Below are 16,991 nucleotides of genomic sequence, written 5' to 3'. Positions count from 1 at the left end.
GGCCCCGCCTCTTCCCTTCCCGGTGCCCCGGGGTGCGGGGCCCCGGGGGCCCGGGGGGGGGGCCCCCGCCCCGGGGGGGGGGGGGGCGGGCCGCCCCCCCCCCCCCCCCCGGCGCGGTCGGGCGTGCCGAATCACCAAGCTTCGGTGAACCACTGCGTTCAGTGCGCGGCGACACCGGTGAGGGACTTGACCTCCAGCTCCGCGTACTTGCCCTTGTCGGGCTCCTCCTTGGAGAGCAGGGAGCCGATGAAGCCGAGCAGGAAGCCGAGCGGGATGGAGATCAGGCCGGGGTTCTCCAGCGGGAACCAGGCGAAGTCGACGTCCGGGAACATGGAGGACGGCTTGGAGGAGACGACCGGGGAGAAGAGCACCAGCAGGACGGAGGAGGCGAGCCCGCCGTAGATGGACCAGAGGGCTCCCTGGGTGGTGAACCGCTTCCAGAAGAGGCTGTAGAGGATCGTCGGCAGGTTGGCGGACGCGGCGACGGCGAAGGCCAGGGCGACGAGGCCCGCCACGTTGAGGTCGCGGGCCATGGCGCCGAGGCCGATGGAGACGATGCCGATGGCGACGGTGGCCCACTTGGCGGCGCGGACCTCTTCCTTCTCCGTCGCCTTCCCCTTGCGGATGACGTTGGCGTAGATGTCGTGGGCGAAGGACGACGAGGACGCCAGGGTGAGTCCGGCGACCACGGCGAGGATGGTCGCGAAGGCAACGGCGGAGATCACCGCGAGCAGGACGGCGCCGCCGGTGGAGCCGGAGCCGCCGCCGATTTCCAGGGCGGCCAGCGGGGCCGCCGTGTTCCCCGCCTTGTTGGAGGCGATGATGTCGTCCGGCTTGAGGAGAGCGGCGGCACCGAAGCCGAGCACGATGGTCATCAGGTAGAAGGCCCCGATGATGCCGATGGCCCAGTTGACGGACTTACGGGCCGCCTTCGCGGTGGGCACGGTGTAGAAGCGGATCAGGATGTGCGGCAGTCCGGCGGTGCCGAGGACGAGGGCGATGCCGAGCGAGAGGAAGTCGAGCTTCGAGGTGCCGGTGGCGCCGTACTTGAGGCCGGGCTCCAGGAAGGCGGAGCCCTTGCCGCTGTTGGTGGCGGCGGTGCCCAGCAGGTCGGAGATGTTGAAGTGGAACTTCAGCAGGATCAGGAAGGTGATGAGCAGGGTGCCCGCGATGAGCAGGACGGCCTTGACCATCTGCACCCAGGTGGTGCCCTTCATGCCGCCGATGGTGACGTAGACGATCATGAGCAGGCCGACCAGGGCGACGATGGCGATCTTCCCGCCGTCGCTGGTGATGCCGAGCAGCAGCGAGACGAGCACACCGGCGCCGGCCATCTGGGCGAGCAGGTAGAAGATCGAGACGACGATGGTGGAGACGCCCGCCGCGGTCCGTACGGGGCGCTGGCGCATGCGGTAGGCGAGGACGTCGCCCATCGTGTAGCGGCCGGAGTTGCGCAGGGGTTCGGCGACCAGGAGCAGGGCGACGAGCCAGGCGACGAGGAAGCCGATGGAGTAGAGGAAGCCGTCGTAGCCGAAGAGCGCGATGGCTCCGGCGATGCCGAGGAAGGACGCGGCGGACATGTAGTCGCCGGAGACGGCGAGTCCGTTCTGGAAACCGGTGAACTGGCGTCCGCCGGCGTAGAAGTCGGCGGCGCTCTTGGTCTGGCGGCCGGCCCAGACGGTGATGCAGAGGGTCGCGACGACGAAGACCGCGAAGAGGGTGATGATCAGCGTCCGGTGGTCGCTCGCGCCTTCGGCGGCGAGCTGGACGGCGGGGTGCGCGACCTGGGCGGCGCTCATGCGTCGGCCTCCATACGGGACTTGATGGCTGCGGCCTTCGGGTCGAGCTTGGTGGCGGCGTGGCGGGAGTAGAGCCACGCGATGAGGAAGGTCGTGACGAACTGGGCGAGCCCGAGGACGAGCGCGACGTTGATGTTGCCGGCGATCTTGGTGCCCATGAATCCGCCCGCGTAGTTGCAGAGCAGGACGTAGAGCAGGTACCAGGTGACGAAGGCGACGGTCAGCGGGAAGGCGAACGACCGGTGCGACCGGCGCAGTTCGGCGAATTCCGCGCTTCCCTGCACCTCGAGGTATGCCTCGGTGGTGTGCTGGGCCGGACTGGTGTCCGTACCGCCCTCGGGCGGCGGTGCATCGGTAGCCACGGATTCTCCTCGCGACGCGGGTGCGGTGATGGGGGATGTGATCGGTCTCATGGGGAACCTCACTGGATCGGTCGTGCGACTCCCCTGACAACGGCACGTGCGGCGCGACGAAGCGGTTCACCGCCTCTTTCGGCCGCCGGGACGGCGGGATGACACCCCGAACGGCCCTCCGAGATCACCCTTCGAACTCGTTTGCCTCAATTCATTGATGCGTGGCGATGATCGACGCTAACTTCACTGGTCATGTACCCGACCAGACACGCAAGGTGTCCGGCCGGCTGATACGGATGATGTGGAGAACCCATGGCTCATCTGGCATCCAGGCGCGTACGTGCTCTCGCGCTGCCCGTAGGACTCGCGCTCACCGCTTCCCTCGGTTTCGTCCCGGCCGCCACCGCCTCGGCCGCTTCGGCCCCGGCCGTGTCGCTGGACGGACCGGAGCTCAGTTACGTCGTGAACACCGAAGGCAGCCACCGGACCGTCGAGCAGGTCAAGCAGGCCATCGCGAAGGCCGGCGGCACGATCGTCGTCGCGTACGAGCAGATCGGCGTCCTCGTCGTCCACTCGCAGAACCCGGCGTTCGCGGAGACCGTCCGCACGGTGCGCGGCGTCGAATCGGCGGGGGCCACCCGCACCAACCCGATCGTCCCGCAGGCGACCACCGACGTCGGTGCGGCGGCGCAGCCGCTCACGGCGGCGGAGGCGGCCGGCGCGGCCGCGGACGCGAGCCCCTCCCAGGACCCCCTGGAGCCACTGGAGTGGGCCCTGCCCGCCATCAAGGCGGACAAGGCGCAGCAGATCACGCTCGGCAGCCGGAGCGTCACGGCCGCCGTGATCGACACGGGCGTCGACGACACCCACCCGGACCTGGCACCCAACTTCGACGCGGCGGCCTCCGCCAACTGCGTCTCCGGCGCGCCCGACACCACGCCGGGGTCCTGGCGCCCCAACCCGGGCGAGAGCGACCACGGCACCCACGTCGCCGGCACCATCGCCGCCGCGAGGAACGGCATAGGCGTGGTGGGCGTCGCCCCGGGCGTCAAGGTCGCCGGGATCAAGGTCGCGACCCCGGACGGGTTCTTCTACACGGAGGCCGTCGTCTGCGGCTTCGTCTGGGCCGCCGAGCACGGTGTCGACGTGACGAACAACAGCTACTACACCGACCCGTGGCTCTACAACTGCAAGAACGACCCCGACCAGGGCGCCCTGGTCGAGGCGCTCGGCCGGGCCACCCGTTATGCCGAGCGCAAGGGTGTCGTGAACGTCGCGGCGGCCGGCAACTCCGGCCACGACCTGGCCGCCGACTCCATCGAGGACTCGACGAGCCCCAACGACACCGTCACCGAGGACCGTGTCATCGACCCGCGCACCTGCCTCGACATCCCGTCGATGCTGCCGGGCGTGGTGACCGTCTCCGCGACGGGGGCGAAGGGCCTCAAGGCGTCCTACTCGAACTACGGTTACGGCGTGATCGACATCGCCGGCCCCGGCGGCGACTCCACGATCTACCAGGCGCCCGAGGCCCCGGCGACCAACGGCCGCATCCTCTCCACGACGGTGGGCGGCGGCTACACCTACAAGGCCGGCACCTCGATGGCGACCCCGCACGTGGTGGGCGTCGTGGCCCTGATCAAGTCGAAGCACCCGCACGCCTCGCCGGCGGCGGTGAAGGCGCTGCTGGCCGTGGAGGCGGACGCCACCGCGTGCGGAGCGCCGTACGACATCGACAGCGACGGCACCGTCGACGCCGTCTGCGAGGGCGGCAAGGCGTACAACGGCTTCTACGGAGCCGGGAACGTGGACGCGCTCGACGCGGTCCGCTACTGACACCCGCCGCTCGCCGCGCTCGTACATGACATGAAGAGGGACCGGGGCGCACGTGCCCCGGTCCCTCCCCGGCGTTCCTCCGGCGCCGCCTACGGCTTGACGAGGACCTTCAGCGCGGTGCGCTCGTCCATCGCCTCGTACCCGGCGGGCACCTCGTCGAGCCCGACCGCCAGGTCGAAGACGGGCGACGGGTCGATGGTGCCGTCCAGTACGTCGGGGAGCAGCTCGGGGATGTACGCGCGCACCGGGGCGACCCCGCCGCGCAGGGCGACGTTGCGGCTGAACATGTCGCCGAGGTCCAGGCCGGTGCCGCTGCCGTGCGGGACGCCGACGTAACCGACCGCTCCGCCGTCGCGGGCGATCCCGAAGGCGGTCCGCATGGACTGCTCGGTGCCGACCGCCTCGATGACGCTGTGCGCGCCGGCGCCGCCGGTCAGCTCGCGCACGGCGGCCACCGCTTCCTCGCCCCGCGCCGCGACGACGTCCGTGGCGCCGAAGGCGCGGGCTATGTCGGTACGGGCGGTGTGACGGCCCAGCGCGATGATCCGGTCGGCGCCGAGGCGCTTGGCGGCGAGGACGCCGCAGAGGCCGACCGCGCCGTCACCGACGACCGCGACGGTGGACCCGGGCTTCACCCCGGCGCCCACGGCCGCGTGGTGACCGGTGCCCAGCACGTCGGAGAGGGCCAGCAGCGCGGTGAGCAGCCGGTCGTCCGAGGCGGCCTCGGCGGGGAGCTTGACGAGGGTGCCGTCGGCGAAAGGGACCCGGACGGCCTCGCCCTGGCCGCCGTCGGAGCCCTCGGAACCCCAGAACCCGCCCTGCGGGCAGGAGGTGTGGAGGCCGTCGGCGCAGTAGGCGCAGGTGCCGTCCGACCAGACGAACGGGGCGACGACGAGGTCGCCGGAACGGAACCCGGCGACGTCGGAGCCGACCTGCTCCACGATGCCGAGGAACTCGTGACCGATGCGCTGTCCGGGCTTGCGCGCCGACTCGCCGCGGTAGGCCCACAGGTCGCTGCCGCAGATGCAGGCGCGCAGCACCCGCACCACCGCGTCGGTGGGCTGCTGGACGACCGGGTCCGGTACGTCCTCCACCCGGATGTCGTGCGGGGCGTGGATGACGGTGGCGCGCATGGGGGGGTCCTCGCTGATTTCAGGCGGTTTCAACCGTTCCACGGTACGCCCCGGTCACCGTGGACGGCCGGACACCCCGGCCCAGCGCTCCGGTGGTGAGCAGGAGCTGGGCGGCGAGATAGGTGAGCATGACGAGGAAGTCGTGGGCGGGTGGCTGGGGCCAGTCGGCGACCCCGGTGGCGATCAGTGTGTCGGAGAGCAGGAAGAGCGCCCCGCCGGCGGCCGCGTACCGGCCGAGGACGCCGGAGCGCCACGCCATGGTGGCGAGCAGCAGGCTGTACCCGGTCATCGGCAGGCGCATGGCGGCCGGCAGGTCGCCCCACATCGCCACCAGGACGGCGCAGAGCGCTACCGCGTAGGCCCCGCCCGCGATCAGGGAGGCACGCGCCCGGCCGAAGAGCCGGAGGTAGCAGAGGTGTCCGACGGCGAAGGAGCCCATGCCGAGGAGGAAGGCGGTGCCGTGGTCCACCATCAGGGCCACGTCGCCGCCCCACCCGAAGAGCAGCGCGGCGATCAGCCACCGGGGCGCGCCCCGGACGGCGGCGTACGCGACGAGCACGGGCATCAGCAGCGGCTTGGCGAGGAGGTGGGCGGTGTCCGCCCCGGCGAGCAGCCCGCCCAGGTCGACCGCCGAGAGGACGAGGTAGCCGGCGAGCAGGAGGGGGGCGGTCCGGGCGGCCCGCCCGTGGGGTGGCCCACCCGTCCGACCGGGTCCCGCGCCGCCGGTCATCCGGCGGTCCCGGTGACCGGAGGGTGCTGCGGGGCGGGGGCTGTCGCGCCTGCGCCGGCGGTACGGGTGGCTTCGGCGGGCCGCCAGCCGGGGCCCCGGAAGACGCGTCCGGCGCGCTCGCTCCAGCTGGTCGCCGCCCGGACGTCCCGGGCGATCGCCGCGTACTCGTGGGTGGCGACGCGCAGCGGGTTGTGGGTGGCGATGTTCTTGGTGAGGCCGTAGACGGGCCGTTCCCTCTCCTCGGTGAACGACCCGAAGAGCCGGTCCCAGAGGATCAGGATGCCGCCGAAGTTCCGGTCCAGGTAGCCGCCCTGGGAGGCGTGGTGCACCCGGTGGTGCGAGGGGGTGTTGAGGACGTACTCGAAGGGGCGGGGCAGTTTCCCGACGCGTTCGGTGTGTACCCAGAACTGGTAGACGAGGTTGGCCGACTGGCAGAAGGCGAGCGCGGCCGGGTGCACCCCGCAGGCGACCATCGGCAGGTAGAACGGCCAGACGGTCGCCGAGGTCCAGGGCTGGCGCAGTGCGGTGGTGAGGTTGAACCTGCGGCTGGAGTGGTGGACCACGTGGCAGGCCCACAGGACGCGGACGACGTGGTGGCCGCGGTGGGACCAGTAGTAGAGGAAGTCCTGGGCGAGCAGCATCAGCAGGACCGTCCACCACAGCACGGGGACCCGGAGCGGGGTGAGTTCGTACAGCGCCGTGTAGACGGCCAGGATCGGGATCTTCCACAGCAGGTCGAAGCCGAGCGAACCGAGCCCCATGGTCACGCTGGTCGCCGCGTCCCTGGTGTCGTACCCGGCGGCGTCCTCGTCCGGATGGAAGCGGTAGCTGATGATCTCGACGACGGTGAGCAGGACGAAGGCCGGGAGGGACCACAGCACGACATCGGGCAGGTTCGGCTCCATGCGAGGAACCGTAGGGCCGCCGGAGGGTGGCGGAACAGACGTGGTTACCACCAAGTAAGCGGGATCGACCACCCCTGTTGTTTGGTGAGTTCCACCAACGCGAGCCCGCCGACGCGAGTTCCACCGTCGGCCAGCCCGCGCCGACACGGGCCCCGTCGGCGCGGCTCACACCCCCGCCCTCACACCCCCGCCATCCCCAGCAGCGTCCCCGCCGCGTAGGTGACGCCCATCGCCACCGCTCCCCCGCCGGCGTTGCGCAGCACCGCCGGGGCCGCCGGGGCGCCGCCGAGGCGGGCGCTCCACCAGCCGGTCACGGTGAGGGCGACGAGCACCGAGACCACGGTCACCAGCAGCCGGTACGAGGGCGGGGGCAGCACGATCGCGAGCAGCGGCAGCAGCGCGCCCGCCGTGAAGGCGAGGAAGCTGGCGCCCGCCGCGTGCCAGGGGTTGGTGAGGTCGTCGGGGTCGATGCCGAGTTCCACCTCGGCGTGGGCGCGCAGCGCGTCGCGTTCGGTGAGCTGCACGGCGGCCTCGCGGGCGATCTCCCGGCTGAGTCCCTTGCTCTCCAGCAGATCGGTCAGCTCGACGAGTTCCGCCTCCGGCTCCTCCCGGAGCTCGCGGCGCTCGGTGGCGAGGGCCGCCCTCTCGGAGTCGCGCTGGGTGGAGACGGAGACGTACTCGCCCGCGGCCATGGACATCGATCCGGCCAGCAGTCCGGCGAGCCCGGCCGTCAACAGCGCGCTCCTGCTGCCCGTGGCGCCCGCCACACCGACGACGAGGCCGGCCGTGGAGACCACGCCGTCGTTGGCTCCGAGGACGGCGGCCCGCAACCAGTTCAGCCGGGTGCCGAGGGCACCGGTGTGGGGCTCGTGGTGCTCGCGGGGGGCCTGGCTTTCCGTCACCTCCGGATCGTCTCACCGCGGGTGGCGCGGGCGGTGCGCCCCGTACCGCATCCGGGTCCGGGAGGCGGCCGAATAGGGGACTGTCGGTCGAGGCCCGTATTCTCTTGGACCATGCTCGACGACCGTCAGACCGCAGCACCGTGGCCGGCCGCGTATCCCCAGGGGTACGCGGTCGTCGACGTGGAGACCACCGGCCTCGCCCGCGACGACCGGATAGTGTCCGCCGCCGTCTACCGCCTGGACGCCCGGGGTGAGATCGAGGACCACTGGTACACCCTGGTGAACCCGGAGCGCGACCCGGGACCGGTGTGGATCCACGGCCTGACCACCGAGGTGCTCGAAGGCGCCCCGCTCTTCACGGAGATCGCCGGGCAGCTCTCGGAGTACCTGGCCGGCCGGGTCCTGGTCGCCCACAACGCCGCGTTCGACTGGTCGATGATCGCCCGTGAGTACGCGCGGGCCTCCGTGGTCGCCCCGGTCGAGCAGCGGCTCTGCACGATCGCGCTCGCCAAGGAGCTGCGGCTGCCGCTCCCCAACCACAAGCTCTCGTCGCTGGCTTCGCACTTCGGGGTCGTCCAGCAGCAGGCGCACCACGCGCTGGACGATGCCCGGGTGCTGGCCGAGGCGTTCCGGCCGAGCCTGCGGGCGGCGGCGCGGGACGGGGTGCGGCTGCCGCTGCTGGAGTGCCTGCCGCTGACCGAGTGGTCCGACTCGCCGGTGCGGCCGAAGATCGGTCATCAGCCGTCGTACGGGCAGGGCAGCTGGCGCCCCTCGCGGAAGCGGCCGGCCTGCCCGCACCCCAATCCGGGGCGCTACAGCGCGGACCGGCCGCTGAAGCAGGGCATGCGGGTGGCGTTCTCCGGGGACACCTCGGTCGACCGCGAGCTGCTGGAGGACCGCGCGGTGGAGGCCGGGCTGCACGTGGCGACGAGTGTGTCGCGTCTCACCAGTCTGCTGGTGACCAACGATCCGGACTCCGCGACCTCGAAGACCGTCAAGGCGAAGTCCTTCGGTACGCCGGTGGTGGACGAGGCCGCCTTCACCCATCTGCTGAGGGACGTGGAACCCGCCTCTCCCCCGGCATAGGAGTGAACCGGGGGCGACTCGCCCGGCCGCCGCTCGCCCCCCGCGCGCCCGCGTCCCACCCTGTGGCGCATGGCACGTTGTGAGGTTTGCGGGAACGACTACGGGATGTCCTTCGAGGTGCACGCGCAGGGCGCGGTGCACGTCTTCGACTGTTTCGCCTGCGCCATCCACCGTATGGCGCCGATCTGCGAGCACTGCCGTGTGCAGGTGATCGGGCAGGGCGTCGAGGTGGACGGGCACTGGTTCTGCGGCGGTCACTGCGCCCGCGCCGAGGGGAAGGCGGGCATCGTGGACAAAGTGTGACGGGGCCGACGGACCACCCCACCGTGACGCACCCCATGGCCCCGGTTGTACGGTCATGGGGTGTACCGCTTCCTGTTGACCCGGCAGTGGGTGCTCGTCACCCTCCTCGTCCTCGTCCTGATCCCGACCATGGTCGAGCTGGGCTTCTGGCAGCTGCACCGCCATCAGCACAAGGTCGCTCAGAACGCCCTGATCGCGCGGAACCTCGCGGCCGATCCGGAGCCCGTCCAGCGCCTCACCTCACCCGGTCACACCGTGCCGCGCACGGACTACTGGCGCACGGTCACCGCCCGGGGCACCTTCGACACCGCCCACGAGGTCGTGGTGCGCCGCCGCACGTCCGACGACGGCCGGATCGGGGTGCACGTCCTCACGCCGCTGAACCTCGACGGCGGCGGCACCGTCATGGTGAACCGCGGCTGGGTCGAGTCCGCCGCCGCCCAGTCGGCCTTCCCCGACGTACCGGCCGCGCCGAAGGGCGATGTCACCGTCACCGGACGCCTGATGGCGGACGAGACGACCGGCACCAGCGGGATCAAGGACCTCAAGGGGCTGCCGGAGCGCCAGGTCATGCTCATCAACAGCGCCCAGCAGTCCGCTTTGCTCTCCCGCCCGGTCCTCGGCGGCTACGTCGAGATGACCGCGCCCCGGGCCGCGGGGAACTCGCCCGAGCAGATCGCCACCCCCGACCACGATTCGATCGGCCCCCACATGGCGTACGCCGTGCAGTGGTGGCTGTTCGCGGCCGGTGTTCCGGTCGGCTGGACGGTCCTGGTACGCCGTGAGAAGCGCGACTTGGCCGAGGCCGCCGCCCAGACCGCCGCGACGGCCGAGGACGGCGCCGGGGAGCCGGAGCCCGCCCGCGTGTAGGCCCGGCGGCCCTTTCCCCGGCGTTCCGCCTGCTTAGCAACAGCCCCCTTCGGGAAAACGCAACTGCGTGACTCAACGTATCGAGGACTACGCCCTCATCGGCGATCTCCAGACGGCCGCACTCGTCGGCAGGAACGGTTCCGTCGACTGGCTCTGCCTGCCCCGCTTCGACTCGGGCGCCTGCTTCGCGGCACTGCTGGGCGACGAGGACAACGGACACTGGCGGATCGCGCCCGAGGGCACCACGGCATCCGACACCTGCACCCGTCGCGGCTACGTCGACGACTCCCTCGTCCTGGAGACGTTCTGGGAGACCCCCACCGGCACGGTCAAGGTCATCGACTTCATGCCGCAGCGCGACAAGTCGCCCGACGTGATGCGGATCGTCGAGGGGATCAGCGGGAGCGTCGAGATGAGCTCGGTGCTGCGGCTGCGCTTCGACTTCGGCTCCATCGTGCCCTGGATGCGCCGCTCGCACGGCCACCGGGTGGCGGTCGCCGGACCCGACTCCGTCTGGCTGCGCAGCGATCCGCCGGTCAAGACGTGGGGGCAGCAGTTCAGCACCTGTTCCTCGTTCACCGTCGCCGAGGGCGAGCAGGTGGCGTTCGTCCTGACGTGGCACCCCTCGCACTCGCCGCGCCCCAAGCTGATCGATCCGTACAAGGCGCTGAAGCACACCCTGAAGGACTGGGCGAAGTGGTCGGCGACCTGCACGTACGAGGGGAAGTACCGGTCCGCGGTGCTCCGGTCGCTGATCACTCTGAAGGCGCTGACGTACCGGCCGACCGGCGGGATCGTGGCGGCCGCGACCACCTCGCTGCCCGAGGAGATCGGCGGCGTACGGAACTGGGACTACCGCTACTGCTGGCTGCGGGACGCCACGCTGACCCTGGGCGCGCTGCTGTCTGCGGGCTATCTGGACGAGGCGGCGGCCTGGCGGGACTGGCTGCTGCGCGCGGTCGCGGGCGACCCGGCGGACCTGCAGATCATGTACGGGCTGGCCGGCGAGCGCCGGCTGCCCGAGACGGAACTGCCCTGGCTGGCCGGGTACGAGAACTCCCGCCCCGTCCGCACCGGCAACGCGGCGGTCCGGCAGCTCCAGCTCGACGTGTACGGCGAGGTCATCGACGCCCTCCGGCTCGCCCGGGACGCCGGTCTGAGCGACAAGCCGCACGCCTGGAACCTCCAGCTCAGCCTGCTCGGCTTCCTGGAGTCCACCTGGCGCGAGCCGGACGAGGGGCTGTGGGAGATCCGGGGCGAGCGGCAGCACTTCGTCCACTCCAAGGTGATGGCCTGGGTCGCGGCCGACCGGGCGGTGGCCTCCCTGGAGGCCGATCCCTCCCTGCCGGGCGACCCGGACCGCTGGCGCGCGATGCGCGACGCGGTCCACGCGGAGGTGTGCGAGAAGGGGTACGACCCGGTACGGAACACCTTCACCCAGTCGTACGGCTCGAAGGCGCTCGACGCGGCGACCCTGCTCATGGTCCGCACGGGCTTCCTGCCGCCGGACGACCCGCGGATCGTCGGCACGGTCGACGCCATCCGAGCGGAGCTGGGCAGCGACGGCCTGGTCCGCCGGTACAGCACCGAGGGCGCCTCGGTGGACGGGCTGCCGGGCGAGGAAGGCGCCTTCATCGTCTGCACGTTCTGGCTCGCCGACGCGCTGCTGCGGACCGGACGGGCCGCCGAGGCGGAGGAGCTCTTCGAGCGGCTGCTGGAGCTCCGCAACGACGTGGGCCTGCTCGCCGAGGAGTACGACACGGTGACCGGCCGCCAGTTGGGGAACTACCCCCAGGCGTTCAGCCACATCGGTCTGGTGAACACGGCGGTGGCCCTCGCCGGGGGATAGGCCGTGTCTGACGATTCCCGCCGGGCGGGCGGCGCCCGGCACGGCACCTCACGGCTGTCGGATTGCCCGAGTACATCCCGTACACGGGCAATCCTCCGCCGTGCGATGCACCGCATCCGACGCCGCGTACCGACCCACAGCGAATCGCGGGACAGCCCTTGGGCAGGATAGGGCCATGGATCTTGGACTGAAGGACCGCGTCTACGTCATCACCGGGGCCAGCCGTGGGCTGGGCAACGCCGCGGCGACCGCCCTGGCGGCGGACGGCGCGAAGGTGCTCATCTCCGGCCGGGACGAGAAGAGCGTCACGGCCGCCGCCGCCGGACTCGGACCCGACGCCCTGGGCGTCGCGGCCGACAACGGCGACCCGACCGCCGCCCGGACGCTGCTGACCACCGCGAAGGAGCGGTTCGGCCGGCTCGACGGCGTACTGATCAGCGTCGGCGGACCGCCGGCCGGTTCCGCCGCCGACAACACCGACGAGCAGTGGCAGTCGGCCTTCGAGTCGGTCTTCCTCGGCGCGGTGCGCCTGGCCCGCGCGGCGGCGGCCGAACTCGGTGAGGGCGGCGTCATCGGCTTCGTCCTCTCGGGGTCGGTCCACGAGCCGATCCCCGGCCTGACCGTCTCCAACGGGCTGCGCCCCGGGCTGGCCGGTTTCGCCAAATCGCTGGCGAACGACCTCGGGCCGCGTGGCATCCGGGTGGTCGGCCTGCTGCCGTCCCGCATCGACACCGACCGGGTGCGCGAGCTCGACGCGCTCTCCGGTGACGCGGACGCGGCCCGTGCCGCGAGCGAGGCCCGCATCCCGCTGCGCCGGTACGGCACGCCCGAGGAGTTCGGGAAGGCGGCGGCCTTCCTGCTCTCCCCCGCCGCGTCCTACCTGACGGGCATCATGCTGCCGGTGGACGGCGGCACCCGGCACGGGTTCTGAGCCCGGCGCCACGGGCGTACCGCTCCGTCAGGTGACGCGCTCCGCGCGGTGTTTGACGGCCTTCAGCAGCACCTCGGCCGGCAGCTCCTCCAGCCCGGCCGAGGCGCGGGCGTGGGCCAGCGCCTCTTCGGAGAGGCCGCGGAGCGCCTCCGCCGGCACGGCGTGCGGTTCCAGCTGCATGCGGACGCGGGCGTGCGGGGCGGTCCGGCGGCCGCTCAGCGTGGCCTGGGCGCGGGCGACTCCGTCGAGGTGGCCCGCCTCAGCGGCGAGCACACCCTCCAGGGCCCGGCCCCGCAGCAGCGCGCCCTCGCCGTCGCCGCTGTCGACCAGCACCTCGGCGAGCCGGGCCCGCCGGAGCTGTGCGAGCAGCCACCACAGGGCGAGCACGACCAGGACGGCGAGGATCGCGATGACGGTCGGCCACCACCAGCCCTCGTCGCGCCAGCGGCCCCGGTCCGCGTCGCTGAGCAGCACGTCGGACTTGCCGCTCCACGGGAACCACGACGGCATCGCGGCGCCGAGACCGGTGGCGAGCACGGTCCCGCCGACGGCGACGAGGATCAGTCCGGCGACGGCGAGCAGAACCCGGTTGACCGTGCGGAGCATGGCGCTCATCCCTTCTTGGCAGCCCGGTGGACGTGGACGGTCAGCTTCGGCGTTCTGGCCAGACCGAGTTCGCCGATGGCGGTGGTGAGCGCGGAGTGCAGGTCGGCCCGTACCTCGTCGAGTTCGCGGAAGTGCGACACCGCCCGGACGGTGGCCTTGCGGCGCCGCGACGTGACGCGTACGGACTGCACTCCGGACACCTCCACGGCCCGGTCGCGCAGGACGAGGGCCGCGGCGGTCCGGTCGAGGGCCGCGTGCACCCCGGGGTGTTTCCGGCTCATCGTGAGCAGGGAGCGCAGCCCCGGGGTGAGGGCGAGGAGGAGGAGCCACAGTCCGAGTGCGGCGGCGGCCCCGGCACCGGTGAGCACCCACACGTCGTCCAGCGAGCGTTCCGCGAGGCCGTCCGCCAGGGAGCGCCGCCACTGCATCGCCGGATGGTCGGCGCGTACCGCCGCCACGTCGTAGAGGAAGAGCCCCGAGGCACCGAGCACCACCAGGGCGAGGAGGGCGGCCGGGACGCGGCGGGACGACCAGAACCGCCCGGCCCGCCCGGCCCGTCCACCGGCCGGCTCGTCGGTCGCGGGGACCGGCCGGTGCGAGGACGAGGAGGCGTCCCGGTCGGGGCCGCCCGGCTCCGGCGGGCCGACGACGGGGAGCCGCTGGGTGCCGTGCTCCGTGCCGCCGTCCTGGTACGAGGGTTCGCTCACCGGATCCTCCCCTGTGCCGAGGAGCCGGTGGCCGCCGAGTGCAGGCGTTCGATCCGCACGGCCACTTCGGGCACCTCCATTCCCGCCAGCGTCTTGACCCGCTCGGCCACCTGTCGGCGTACGGCACCGCACTGACGGCCGATGTCGCCGGGGTAACCGAGCTCCAGGCTGACGTGTACCCGGGCGGAGTCCCGGTGAACGGTGACCGAGGCATTGGGCGGTGCACCGTCCTCGGGAATCTCGTCGATGGCCTCCCGGGCGGCCTGCGCAGCGATCTTCGCGACGACCCGGTCGGCGATCCGGGTCTCGCCGCGCTCCGCCGCGGGAACCGGGCCGGTCACCGTCGTCACCGTTGCCGGCCGCCGCGCTCGCGACTCCGGAAGAAGTCGCCGGGTTCCAGGTCGCCGTCCAGGAAGCGGCCGGCGATGAAGCCGATCGCGCCCAGTGCGGCTACCAGCAGGAAGGCACCGAATCCGCCGAAGTATCCGGCGAACCCGAGTGCCATGCCGGCCACCATGCCGACCACGGCCATGCTCATGCTGACTCCTCAACTGCCTTGTCGCGCAGGGGTAACGGGGCCCGGTTGGCCGGCCGGCCGCCGGGCCCCGGGGCATGACCGACCGCAGGGCACACGGTGCGGCCGGGGACTACTGGACCCGCGAGGACGAACCGTCGTCCTCGTCGTCCTCCTCGTCGGGCAGCTTGACGTCGCTGACGGCGATGTTGACCTCGACCACTTCGAGCCCGGTCATCCGCTCCACGGCGGCGACCACGTTCTCGCGGACGTCGCGGGCCACCTCGTGGATGGCGAAGCCGTAGTCGACGACGATCTCCAGGTCGAGCGCGGCCTGGGACTCGCCGACCTCGGCCTTCACTCCCCGCGACGGCGACTTGCCGCCGCTGCCGCCGCCGGGCACCCGGTCGCGCATGGCGCCGAAGGTGCGGGACAGCCCGCCGCCCATGGCGTGCACGCCGTCGACGTCGCGTGCCGCCAGTCCGGCGATCTTCTCCACGACTCCGTCCGCGATCGTGGTTCGCCCGCGGGTACCGGCGTCGCCGCCCCCGCGCTTGGTCAGGCTCCTGCCCCGGTCTTCGCCGGAGCCGTCCGGGCCGGGGCGCTGCGTGGTGGTCTCACTCATGGCCGCTCATCCCTTCGATGGGGCAGGGGTGTACTCCCTTGCCCACATTAGGTGCGCTTGTCCGGGTTCGCGCTGCGGATACGGCAGGCTGGGGCGATGACAACGGCGGACGGCCCCCGGCGGGCGGATGGATGGGCGGCCTCGGTGCGCGAGCGGCTGGGTCTGGGACGGTTGCTCCCTCTGGGCGGTCCGGCGGACGGGGCGTGGATCGCCGAGCGGGCCGCCGCTTCGGTGCTGCGGGATTCGACGGCCGGGCCCGGTGCGGTGCTCGGGCGGCTGCGCATCGGCGCGGCGACGGCGGGCACGGCCCCCGGCACGGCACCGGGGGGAGGCCCGAGGACGGCGACCGGAGAGCGGTACGGAGAAGTGCTGCGGGAAGAACTCCGGCAGGACGGCGCACAGGGGCCGCCCGCGCCTCCGAGCGCACTGCCGCCCGGGCCGCTGCGGATCGAGGCGGAGTTCACCGCGATCGCCGACCGCCCCCTGCCGACCTCCGCCGCCCTGCTCAGGGAAGCCCTGCTGGAGGCGGCGTCTCGGCGGCTGGGGCTCGACGTGGCCGAGGTGGACCTGCGGGTGACGGGGTTGCTGGACGAGGGGCCGACCGGACCGTCCGGGTCCACGGCCGGCGCTGCTCCGACCGTGCACCCGGACGGTCCGGTCCCGGCGGACGCGCCCCCGGCCGGTGCGAGGGCCCGCGAACGGGTGGCCTTTCCCCGGCCGGAGATGCGCGCGGGGCGGGACGACGGGCCTGCGGGGCTGGCTGCCGCGGCGGTCCCCGGTGTGGTCTCGCTGACCCGGGTGCTGGGCACTCCGGTGACCACCTGCGCCGACCATGTGCGGGTCGAGGTGGCGACGGCCGACGGCCACCGCGTGCTCGACGTGGCCCGCGCGGTGCGCACGGCCGTGACGGGCGCCCTGGAGGACGGGCCGCCGGTCTCGGTGCTGGTCACCGCGGTGGTGGAAGCCCCGGAACGGAGCTGAGGGCCGGCCGGACGGGGCCGGCCGGCCCTCGGTACGTCCGGATCACTGTCAGTCGGTGAGGCCGGCCAGGTCGCGCAGTCGGCGGCCCTGGGCCGCACGCTCGGCGGCGCGCTGCTCCTCGTACGTACGCGAGATCGCGCCGCGCAGCAGCGCCTTGGTCTCGATCACGGCGTCCCGCGGCGCGGCCAGCAGGGCGGCGGCCAGATCCTGGGTCGCGGCCTCGAGCTGGTCGGCGGGGACGACGAGGTTGGCGAGGCCCGTGCGCTCGGCCTCCCCGGCCGTCACGAAGCGGCCGGTGGCGCACATCTCCAACGCGCGGGCATACCCCACGAGGTGCACCAGGGGGTGCGTGCCCGTGAGGTCGGGGACGAGCCCGAGACTGGTCTCCCGCATGGCGAACTGCACGTCGTCGGCGACGATCCGCAGATCGCAGGCGAGGGCGAGCTGGAAGCCCGCCCCGATGGCATGGCCCTGGACGGCCGCGATCGACACGATGTCGTTCCGCCGCCACCAGGTGAACGCCTCCTGGTACGCGGCGATGGTCGCGTCGAGCCCGGACTCGGGCCCGCGCGCCATGTCGAGGAAGGACGGCTCACCGTCGAAGCCCTCGGGAGCGAACGCCTGCCGGTCGAGGCCCGCGGAGAAGGACTTGCCTTCGCCGCGGAGCACCACCACCCGCACGGTACCGGGAACCGCCCGCCCGGCCTCCGTCAACGCCCGCCACAGAGCGGGAGACTGAGCGTTGCGCTTGGCCGGATTGGTCAGGGTCACCGTGGCGACCGCGTCATCGACGGTGAGTCGTACGCCGTCCTTGTCGAGCAGCGGGTCGAGCGAGGTCATCGTGCGCCTCCGGATCGGGGT

At 72.5% G+C, this 16,991-nt stretch carries 19 protein-coding genes; 7 read left to right on the top strand and 12 right to left on the bottom strand.

Going from position 1 to position 16,991, the window contains the following annotated elements; all coding sequences use genetic code 11:
- Nucleotides 1–158: 158 nt before the first annotated feature.
- Complete coding sequence (locus ACFYPN_RS03130) at nt 159–1,799, bottom strand: cation acetate symporter (protein ID WP_358762896.1); 1,641 nt, start codon at nt 1,797–1,799, stop codon at nt 159–161.
- Complete coding sequence (locus ACFYPN_RS03125; protein ID WP_389296551.1) at nt 1,796–2,161, bottom strand: DUF485 domain-containing protein; 366 nt, start codon at nt 2,159–2,161, stop codon at nt 1,796–1,798. Before ACFYPN_RS03125 ends, ACFYPN_RS03130 begins: the two co-directional genes overlap by 4 nt.
- A 303-nt stretch (nt 2,162–2,464) precedes the next feature.
- Between ACFYPN_RS03125 and ACFYPN_RS03120 the strand changes: the two genes are divergently transcribed.
- Complete coding sequence (locus tag ACFYPN_RS03120; RefSeq protein WP_389296550.1) at nt 2,465–3,988, top strand: S8 family serine peptidase; 1,524 nt, start codon at nt 2,465–2,467, stop codon at nt 3,986–3,988.
- Nucleotides 3,989–4,077: 89 nt separating this feature from the next.
- Here the strand turns inward: ACFYPN_RS03120 and ACFYPN_RS03115 are convergent, their stop codons facing one another.
- From ACFYPN_RS03115 to ACFYPN_RS03100, 4 genes are all read right to left on the bottom strand, one after another.
- Nucleotides 4,078–5,121, bottom strand: a complete 1,044-nt coding sequence (locus ACFYPN_RS03115) for a zinc-dependent alcohol dehydrogenase family protein (protein WP_389296549.1) — start codon at nt 5,119–5,121, stop codon at nt 4,078–4,080.
- A gap of 19 nt (nt 5,122–5,140) precedes the next feature.
- Entirely contained in the window at nt 5,141–5,851 is a 711-nt protein-coding gene (locus ACFYPN_RS03110) for a lysoplasmalogenase (RefSeq protein ID WP_389296548.1), read from the bottom strand.
- Entirely contained in the window at nt 5,848–6,756 is a 909-nt protein-coding gene (locus tag ACFYPN_RS03105; protein ID WP_358762905.1) for a sterol desaturase family protein, read from the bottom strand. Before ACFYPN_RS03105 ends, ACFYPN_RS03110 begins: the two co-directional genes overlap by 4 nt.
- Nucleotides 6,757–6,935: 179 nt before the next feature.
- A complete protein-coding gene (locus ACFYPN_RS03100; protein WP_358762907.1) occupies nt 6,936–7,658 on the bottom strand; it encodes a VIT family protein in 723 nt (240 codons plus the stop codon).
- Nucleotides 7,659–7,769: 111 nt separating this feature from the next.
- Here ACFYPN_RS03100 and ACFYPN_RS03095 point away from each other — a divergent pair, with 111 nt between their 5' ends.
- From ACFYPN_RS03095 to ACFYPN_RS03075, 5 genes are all read left to right on the top strand, one after another.
- Nucleotides 7,770–8,744, top strand: coding sequence for a DEDDh family exonuclease (locus ACFYPN_RS03095; protein WP_358762909.1), 975 nt, complete (start codon nt 7,770–7,772; stop codon nt 8,742–8,744).
- A gap of 69 nt (nt 8,745–8,813) precedes the next feature.
- Nucleotides 8,814–9,047, top strand: coding sequence for a hypothetical protein (locus tag ACFYPN_RS03090; RefSeq protein WP_136320436.1), 234 nt, complete (start codon nt 8,814–8,816; stop codon nt 9,045–9,047).
- Between the two features lie 60 nt (nt 9,048–9,107).
- Nucleotides 9,108–9,917 carry an SURF1 family protein gene (locus ACFYPN_RS03085; protein ID WP_358762911.1) on the top strand — a complete coding sequence of 270 codons (810 nt, stop codon included), beginning with the start codon at nt 9,108–9,110 and terminating at the stop codon, nt 9,915–9,917.
- Between the two features lie 67 nt (nt 9,918–9,984).
- Nucleotides 9,985–11,766: a glycoside hydrolase family 15 protein gene (locus ACFYPN_RS03080; RefSeq protein ID WP_358762913.1), complete on the top strand. Its 1,782-nt coding sequence runs from the start codon at nt 9,985–9,987 to the stop codon at nt 11,764–11,766.
- 175 nt (nt 11,767–11,941) lie between these two features.
- Complete coding sequence (locus tag ACFYPN_RS03075) at nt 11,942–12,697, top strand: SDR family oxidoreductase (protein ID WP_358762915.1); 756 nt, start codon at nt 11,942–11,944, stop codon at nt 12,695–12,697.
- Between the two features lie 27 nt (nt 12,698–12,724).
- On the opposite strand, the gene amaP is transcribed toward ACFYPN_RS03075, so the two are convergent.
- From amaP to ACFYPN_RS03050, 5 genes are all read right to left on the bottom strand, one after another.
- Entirely contained in the window at nt 12,725–13,312 is a 588-nt protein-coding gene (gene amaP / locus ACFYPN_RS03070; RefSeq protein WP_389296547.1) for an alkaline shock response membrane anchor protein AmaP, read from the bottom strand.
- A complete protein-coding gene (locus ACFYPN_RS03065) occupies nt 13,309–14,010 on the bottom strand; it encodes a DUF6286 domain-containing protein (RefSeq protein ID WP_389296546.1) in 702 nt (233 codons plus the stop codon). The genes amaP and ACFYPN_RS03065 overlap by 4 nt, the downstream gene beginning before the upstream one ends.
- Nucleotides 14,007–14,360, bottom strand: coding sequence for an iron-sulfur cluster assembly protein (locus ACFYPN_RS03060; protein ID WP_358762921.1), 354 nt, complete (start codon nt 14,358–14,360; stop codon nt 14,007–14,009). Before ACFYPN_RS03060 ends, ACFYPN_RS03065 begins: the two co-directional genes overlap by 4 nt.
- Entirely contained in the window at nt 14,357–14,548 is a 192-nt protein-coding gene (locus ACFYPN_RS03055) for a hypothetical protein (RefSeq protein WP_358762923.1), read from the bottom strand. The genes ACFYPN_RS03060 and ACFYPN_RS03055 overlap by 4 nt, the downstream gene beginning before the upstream one ends.
- A 109-nt stretch (nt 14,549–14,657) precedes the next feature.
- The gene (locus ACFYPN_RS03050; protein ID WP_358762925.1) at nt 14,658–15,149 is read right to left on the bottom strand and encodes an Asp23/Gls24 family envelope stress response protein; all 492 of its coding nucleotides are present in this window, start codon (nt 15,147–15,149) and stop codon (nt 14,658–14,660) included.
- Between the two features lie 96 nt (nt 15,150–15,245).
- Here ACFYPN_RS03050 and ACFYPN_RS03045 point away from each other — a divergent pair, with 96 nt between their 5' ends.
- Nucleotides 15,246–16,130 carry a hypothetical protein gene (locus ACFYPN_RS03045; RefSeq protein ID WP_389296545.1) on the top strand — a complete coding sequence of 295 codons (885 nt, stop codon included), beginning with the start codon at nt 15,246–15,248 and terminating at the stop codon, nt 16,128–16,130.
- Between the two features lie 48 nt (nt 16,131–16,178).
- Here ACFYPN_RS03045 and ACFYPN_RS03040 read toward each other — a convergent pair whose 3' ends face one another.
- Nucleotides 16,179–16,970 (bottom strand): enoyl-CoA hydratase/isomerase family protein, encoded by a 792-nt coding sequence (locus ACFYPN_RS03040; RefSeq protein WP_358762929.1) that lies wholly within the window; start codon nt 16,968–16,970, stop codon nt 16,179–16,181.
- Nucleotides 16,971–16,991 lie beyond the last annotated feature (21 nt).

Origin of the sequence: Streptomyces sp. NPDC005576 (assembly GCF_042871745.1) — a bacterium.
Taxonomy (GTDB): domain Bacteria; phylum Actinomycetota; class Actinomycetes; order Streptomycetales; family Streptomycetaceae; genus Streptomyces.
This window is presented reverse-complemented; position numbering and strand designations above follow the sequence as displayed.